The organism is Neisseria sp. HMSC055H02 (assembly GCF_001813335.1).
Taxonomy (GTDB): domain Bacteria; phylum Pseudomonadota; class Gammaproteobacteria; order Burkholderiales; family Neisseriaceae; genus Neisseria; species Neisseria sicca_C.
Genome location: NZ_KV812095.1, coordinates 139,584 through 146,723, shown reverse-complemented (window position 1 = coordinate 146,723; position 7,140 = coordinate 139,584). Strand labels below are relative to the sequence as shown.

The 7,140-nt window shown below is 52.8% G+C and carries 7 protein-coding genes; 6 read left to right on the top strand and 1 reads right to left on the bottom strand.

Translation table 11 applies throughout. The annotated features are described in order from the left end of the window. Positions 1-117: 117 nt before the first annotated feature. From HMPREF2907_RS12950 to HMPREF2907_RS06815, 6 genes are all read left to right on the top strand, one after another. Positions 118-276: a hypothetical protein gene (locus HMPREF2907_RS12950; protein ID WP_045073975.1), complete on the top strand. Its 159-nt coding sequence runs from the start codon at positions 118-120 to the stop codon at positions 274-276. Positions 277-669: 393 nt separating this feature from the next. Continuing rightward, positions 670-1,467 (top strand): BPSS1780 family membrane protein, encoded by a 798-nt coding sequence (locus HMPREF2907_RS06835; RefSeq protein ID WP_318259037.1) that lies wholly within the window; start codon positions 670-672, stop codon positions 1,465-1,467. A 254-nt stretch (positions 1,468-1,721) separates the two neighbouring features. Next, positions 1,722-2,981 (top strand): transcription termination factor Rho, encoded by a 1,260-nt coding sequence (gene rho, locus HMPREF2907_RS06830; protein ID WP_003741568.1) that lies wholly within the window; start codon positions 1,722-1,724, stop codon positions 2,979-2,981. A gap of 98 nt (positions 2,982-3,079) precedes the next feature. Continuing rightward, positions 3,080-3,478 carry an HIT family protein gene (locus HMPREF2907_RS06825; protein ID WP_070681501.1) on the top strand — a complete coding sequence of 133 codons (399 nt, stop codon included), beginning with the start codon at positions 3,080-3,082 and terminating at the stop codon, positions 3,476-3,478. Positions 3,479-3,580: 102 nt separating this feature from the next. Beyond that, positions 3,581-4,771 carry an LD-carboxypeptidase gene (locus HMPREF2907_RS06820; RefSeq protein WP_070681498.1) on the top strand — a complete coding sequence of 397 codons (1,191 nt, stop codon included), beginning with the start codon at positions 3,581-3,583 and terminating at the stop codon, positions 4,769-4,771. A 163-nt stretch (positions 4,772-4,934) separates the two neighbouring features. After that, positions 4,935-6,530 (top strand): peptide chain release factor 3, encoded by a 1,596-nt coding sequence (locus tag HMPREF2907_RS06815; protein WP_003741574.1) that lies wholly within the window; start codon positions 4,935-4,937, stop codon positions 6,528-6,530. Between the two features lie 61 nt (positions 6,531-6,591). Here the strand turns inward: HMPREF2907_RS06815 and HMPREF2907_RS06810 are convergent, their stop codons facing one another. Then, the gene (locus HMPREF2907_RS06810) at positions 6,592-7,137 is read right to left on the bottom strand and encodes a chorismate--pyruvate lyase family protein (RefSeq protein ID WP_083310699.1); all 546 of its coding nucleotides are present in this window, start codon (positions 7,135-7,137) and stop codon (positions 6,592-6,594) included. Positions 7,138-7,140: the final 3 nt, after the last annotated feature.

Genomic DNA, 7,140 nt, shown 5'->3' with positions numbered 1-7,140 from the left:
GGGATTTGGGGAGAATTTTGCAAAGGTCTCCCGCTGTAAAAATGCAGCAAACTTGAATCTTTCCCCGCCACGGCGTAACCTTACGCCTCTATCCGATTACCGACGGGAGCCGACAACATGACCGAACCTAAAAACACCCAACCTTCCCTGCCCGAAGACGAACGTAAAAATCCCGTTTACCGATTAGGGCAGGCCGTTGCAGGATTTATGCTGATCGTTTGGGCAGGCGTATTGGCATTGGTTTTTTATTTGGTTTTCCGCTTTTGGTTCAGCTGACAGACAGCAAGCCGCCATCGTTTCTTTAAGCGTATCCTTCCCAAAACAGAAAACCGTCTGCCGATAGATTTCGAAACATATCGCCCAATAACCCATCTGCAATTTATCTTGGTACGCTATAAACTGCCTCATGCCAAACACAAAGGTCGTCTGAAAAATTTTCAGACGACCTTTTGTCAAACTCTCAACAAATAACCATATACACTTATGATATAATGATAGCCTTTCTCATCTGTAAACTTGGAAATTATTTTTATGGAAACACTGCAACCTTCCCAGCACCCTATCACCCCCCAAAACTCCGTCAACGAACCCAAACGTCTGCGCGCAGGCGAAGGAGTAAGCTGGTTTACCGACTCATGGCGTATTTTCAGTAAAAACAAATTCAAATGGATGGGCGCAATTATTTTAGTCAGCCTTATTCCGCTCTTTGTAGGTTTTCTATTCGGTTTGCTAGGCGTTGAAAGCCCGCCCGCTGATTTCAATGATTTCAATGATTTCAATGATTTCACCTCAACCATAATAATCCGAGAATTGCTCTTCAATCTGTTTTTCTATTGGGTGGGCTTTTGTTTCCTCGGCGGTATCGTGCTGCTTGCAGCCCAAACCGCGCAAGGTAAGAATTTCAACTTCGGCTCTCTGTTTGCCGGATTTTCGATTAAAAAAAGCGGAGCATTCCTGATTCTTTTACTGCTGAGTATCGTCGTATGCCTGCTTTTAGCTTTGGCCGTTGTTATTCCTTTCGGCATATTCGCCAACGGAAATTTCTTAAGGGCAGACTTTATGCCGGCCTTTCCGATTTTATTTATTATCCTGTTGGTTATTATCGCCATTTACTCCATGATGTTTTGGCTGGCTCCCGCCTTTGTCATGTTGGAGGATATGAACCCTGTTGCCGCCATTAAGGCCAGCTTCAATGCCTGCCGCCGCAACATCCCCGCCCTGCTTGTATACGGCTTAATTTGGCTGGGTATCGGTATCGCGTTTTGGTTCATATTTATGACAGTTATGCTTTCCGTATCTGCAACAGAAGCATCGATGCAGCAATCAACCGCGCTCTCCGGCCCTTTCCTTATTTTGTTCTTCATCTTCTTATTGATTACTTACCTGGTTCTCTACCCTGTAGCAATGATCGGCATATACACCGCCTATCGCAGTATTTTTCCCAAAGATCGTCTGAACAAATACTAATCTTTCAGTAGAAGATGGTTATTTCTTATCAAAGTCGTCTGAAACCTATTTCAGACGACTTTTTCAATTCGATGTTACCAGTCATGCAACAAAACCTATGCCATACAAACCTTGTCCCGCCTAAATTTGACACCCGTCCTCCGACTGCCTACAATTCAGGTTTCTCAAAAATCACCGTACGTTCCGTACACCAATCTTTTCAGACGACCTCTGTCTTCCGAATCCCATCTTTTCCAATACAACTGTCAAAAATCATGCACGTTTCAGAACTACAAACCCTACACATTTCCAAGCTCTTGGAAATGGCAGAAGAACACGGCATTGAAAACGCCAACCGTTTCCGCAAACAAGACCTCGTATTCGCCATTGTCCGACAAATGATGAAGCAGGGCGAAAGCTTCACCTGCTCCGGCACGCTCGAAATCCTGCCCGACGGCTTTGGCTTTTTACGCAGCGCAGACACTTCCTACCTCGCAGGTCCCGACGACATCTACGTCTCACCCACGCAAATCCGCCGCTTCAACCTGCATACGGGCGACACCATCGAAGGCAGCGTGCGCGTACCCAAAGACAACGAACGCTATTTCGCCCTTGTCCGTCTCGACAGCATCAACGGCGATCATCCCGAAGTTTGCAAACACAAAATCCTCTTCGAAAACCTCACCCCGCTTTTCCCTACCAAGCAATTCAAACTTGAGCGCGACATTAAAGCCGAAGAAAACCTTACCGGCCGCGCCATTGATTTAGTTTCCCCCATCGGCCGCGGACAACGCGCCCTTTTGGTTGCGCCGCCGAAAACCGGTAAGACCGTGATGCTGCAAAACATCGCCCACGCGATTACCGCCAATTATCCCGACGTCGAACTCATCGTCCTTTTGATTGACGAACGCCCCGAAGAGGTTACCGAAATGAGCCGTTCCGTACGCGGCGAAGTCGTGTCTTCTACCTTCGACGAACCGGCGCAGCGCCATGTCCAAGTGGCGGAAATGGTGATTGAAAAAGCCAAGCGTATGGTGGAACACAAAAAAGACGTGGTCATCCTGCTTGACTCGATTACCCGCCTCGCCCGCGCCTACAATACCGTTGTACCCACTTCCGGCAAAATCCTGACCGGCGGCGTAGATGCCAATGCCCTCCACCGCCCCAAACGCTTCTTCGGCGCAGCGCGCAATGTAGAAGAAGGTGGTTCGCTCACCATTATTGCGACCGCTCTGGTAGAAACCGGCAGCCGCATGGATGATGTGATTTATGAAGAATTTAAAGGTACGGGCAATATGGAGCTGCACCTCGACCGCCGCATGGCGGAAAAACGCCTGTTCCCCGCCATCAACATCAACAAATCCGGCACGCGCCGCGAAGAGCTGCTGGTACCGAACGACCAGTTGCAGCGCATGTGGCTCTTGCGCAAATTCTTGCATCCGATGGATGAAATCGAGGCCACCGAATTTTTGGTGGGCAAACTCAAAGATTCCAAAAACAACGACGATTTCTTCGAGCTGATGCGCGGAAAATAAAATCATCGAAGGTCGTCTGAAAACGATATATTTAAGTTTTCAGACGACCTTTCTCATTTCCGACAACCTGTCCCCTCATATCCAAACGAGAAAACCCCATGACCTGCCCCATCTGCACTGCCGACAACGAAGACATTTTGCTGCAAACCCCAAACCTGCGCGTTATCGCCGTCCACAACGAAGCCTCAGCCCCGGCATTCTGCCGCGTCATCTGGAACGACCACATCGCCGAGATGACCGACCTTTCAGCCGCCGAACGCGCCGAAATCATGGAAATGGTGTATAAAGTCGAAGCCGCCATGCGCCAAGTGTTCCGTCCCGCCAAAATCAACCTTGCCAGCCTGGGCAACGTCGTCCCCCATCTGCATTGGCACGTCATCACCCGCTTCGAAAACGATGCCAACTTTCCCGCCCCGATTTGGGCAGCCCCCGTCCGCGAACACGGCATGACCCTGCCGGACCACTGGACGGAACAAGTCAAAGCCCTGCTGGCGTAACGTTCAGACGACCTCAATAGGCGTATCGGATACCGCATATCAACCGATTTTCAGACGACCCCTGCCGAAAAGGTCGTCTGAAACCCAAGCAAAGGAAACCATATGACCTGGCAAACCTCCCGCCGCCATTTCCTCCGCGCCTGCTCCGCCGCAGCCGGAGCCGGACTGCTGCAAGCCTGCGGCACCGGCACGACCGTTACCCCGTCCACTCAAACCGGCAACACAGCGAAAGCCCAACCCGTGCAGCCCAAAACCAGCCATCCCCCACGCTCCGGCGACAACCTCCTCCGCGTCGTCGCCCCTTCCGGCTTTGCCGAAGACCCCAACCGCGTCAACGCAGGCTTGACCCGCCTCTATAACGCAGGTTTTACTGTGACCAACCAACAAGCAGGCAGCCGACGCTATCAACGCTTCGCTGGCTCCGACGCCCAACGTGCCGCCGACTTCCAAGAGGTCGCCACCGGCCGCGTTGAAACACCCAAAGTCCTCATGGGCTTGCGCGGCGGCTACGGCGCGGCACGCATCCTGCCGCAAATCGACTTCGCTTCACTCGGCGCCAGAATGCGCGAACGCGGCACCTTGTTCTTCGGCTTCAGCGACGTTTGCGCCGTCCAACTCGCCCTGCTCGCCAAAGGCAATATGGCAAGCTTCGCCGGCCCTATGGTTTACAGCGAATTCGGCAAACCCGAACCCAGTGTCTTCACCATGGATTCGTTCATCCGCGGCACCACCAACAACGTCAACATTATCGACGTTCCCGCCATCCAACGCGCCAACGTCAACGTCGAAGGTACCTTATGGGGCGGCAACCTCAGCGTTCTCGTCTCCCTCGCAGGCTCGCCCTATATGCCCGACATCCAAGGCGGCATCCTGTTCGTCGAAGACGTCAGCGAACAACCCTACCGCATCGAACGCATGTTGAACACGCTTTATCTTGCAGGCATCCTGCAAAAACAACGCGCCATCATCTTCGGCGACTTCCGTATGGGCACCATCCGCGATGTGTACGACTCAAGCTACGACTTCTCCGCTGTCGTCAACCACGTCTCACGCACCGCCAAAGTCCCCGTCCTGACAGGTTTCCCCTTCGGGCACATCACCAATAAAAGCACTTTCCCATTAGGCGCACATGCCAAAATCCACAGTACAACCAACGGCGGCTACACCGTAACCTTCAGTGGCTACCCTACCCTGAACCCCGCAGCCCTAACCCTCAACAACCTGCTGCCCCCGCCTATGCCCACCTTTGACAGCGCTACTTACAGCCCCATAATCGAAGAAATTACCGAATAAACAAGATGCCGATCCAAGAGAAGGTCGTCTGAAAAGCTTTCAGACGACCTTTTTTATCCCCTAATCATTGAACCGATTAATGTTTTTTTGTACAATCCCCGCCATCTCAACCATTCCTCAGGCCGTCGGAAAAGCGGCCTGAACCTTTTTGCAAAGAAAGCCCATGTCCCAAGAAATCCTCGACCAAGTGCGCCGCCGCCGCACGTTTGCCATCATCTCCCACCCCGACGCGGGTAAAACCACGCTAACCGAAAAACTCTTGCTGTTTTCAGGCGCGATTCAAAGCGCTGGTACGGTAAAAGGTAAGAAAACCGGCAAATTCGCCACTTCCGACTGGATGGAAATCGAGAAGCAGCGCGGCATTTCCGTCGCTTCATCAGTGATGCAGTTCGACTACAAAGACCACACCGTCAACCTCTTGGACACGCCGGGACACCAAGACTTCTCCGAAGACACCTACCGCGTTTTGACCGCCGTGGACAGCGCATTGATGGTCATCGACGCGGCAAAAGGCGTGGAAGCGCAAACCATCAAACTCTTGAACGTCTGCCGCCTGCGCAATACGCCGATTGTCACGTTCATGAACAAATACGACCGCGAAGTGCGCGATTCTTTGGAATTGCTGGACGAAGTGGAAAATATTTTAAAAATCCGTTGCGCACCCGTCACTTGGCCGATCGGCATGGGCAAAAACTTCAAGGGTGTGTACCACATCCTGAACGATGAAATCTATCTCTTTGAAGCCGGCGGGGAACGTCTGCCGCACGAGTTCGACATCATCAAAGGCATCGACAATCCCGAACTGGAACAACGCTTTCCGCTGGAAATCCAGCAATTGCGCGACGAAATCGAATTGGTGCAGGCGGCTTCCAACGAGTTCAATCTCGACGAATTTCTCGCCGGCGAACTCACGCCCGTATTCTTCGGCTCGGCGATTAACAACTTCGGTATTCAGGAAATCCTCAATTCATTGATTGACTGGGCGCCCGCACCGAAACCGCGCGATGCGACCGTACGCATGGTCGAGCCGGACGAGCCGAAGTTCTCCGGATTTATCTTTAAAATCCAAGCCAATATGGACCCGAAACACCGCGACCGCATCGCCTTCTTGCGCGTCTGCTCCGGCAAATTCGAGCGCGGCATGAAGATGAAACACCTGCGTATCAACCGCGAAATCGCCGCCTCCAGCGTGGTTACATTCATGTCGCACGACCGCGAGCTGGTGGAAGAAGCCTACGCAGGCGACATCATCGGCATCCCGAACCACGGCAACATCCAAATCGGCGACAGCTTCTCCGAAGGCGAACAACTGGCGTTTACCGGTATCCCCTTCTTCGCCCCCGAACTGTTCCGCAGCGTCCGCATCAAAAACCCGCTGAAAATCAAGCAACTGCAAAAAGGTTTGCAACAGCTCGGCGAAGAAGGTGCGGTACAAGTCTTCAAACCCATGAGCGGCGCGGATTTGATTTTGGGCGCGGTCGGCGTGTTGCAGTTTGAAGTCGTTACCTCTCGCCTCGCCAACGAATACGGCGTAGAAGCCGTGTTCGACAACGCATCCATCTGGTCGGCGCGCTGGGTATCGTGCGACGACAAGAAAAAGCTGGCGGAGTTTGAAAAAGCCAATGCAGGCAATCTGGCGATAGACGCAGGCGGCAACCTCGCCTACCTCGCCCCCAACCGCGTGAATTTGGGCCTCACGCAAGAACGCTGGCCGGACATCGTGTTCCACGAAACGCGCGAGCATTCGGTGAAATTGTAATAGATTAAAAAGGTCGTCTGAAAACCGTTTCAGACGACCTTTCCTTATATTGCTGCGACGTTTAGCGCATAATCCACGCCAACCCCGCCAAAAAATATTCCGTCAGTTCCAACACCTCGCCATCCCAATCAAAATAAGACCTGCGGGCAGCGACAGGTCGTCTGAAATCATCCTGACCGCCTGCGTTTTCCATCAGACAAAACTCAAATGCCGAACGCTTCAGCGGCAGCGTGCCGTCAAACAGCCGCTCGCCCAAAGGCTGCGTGCCGCAATCCAACACGCCGCGCCAGGCTTGCGATTGCGGGCTGCACGCGCTACGCGCCTGTACGACGGGAACGCCGTCCAGATGCAGCAAAACGTCGCGGACGAATTGCGGGGCGGCGGTTTCGGTATGGTTTTCGCCAAACAAATTGCCCTGCCCGTCCAGTTCGCCCATATACAGCACTTTTACCGCAAAACTGCCGCCCAAGGCGCGTAAGGCGGCGGTCAGCGATTGCGCTTGGCACAAGGCAGCGGCGCGTTCGTTCCAGCCTTGCGGCAGTTCGTCGGGAAGTTTGTCTTGCCAATTCAAAGGGGGATTCATGGGGTTTAGATTGATGTGTTTCATGTG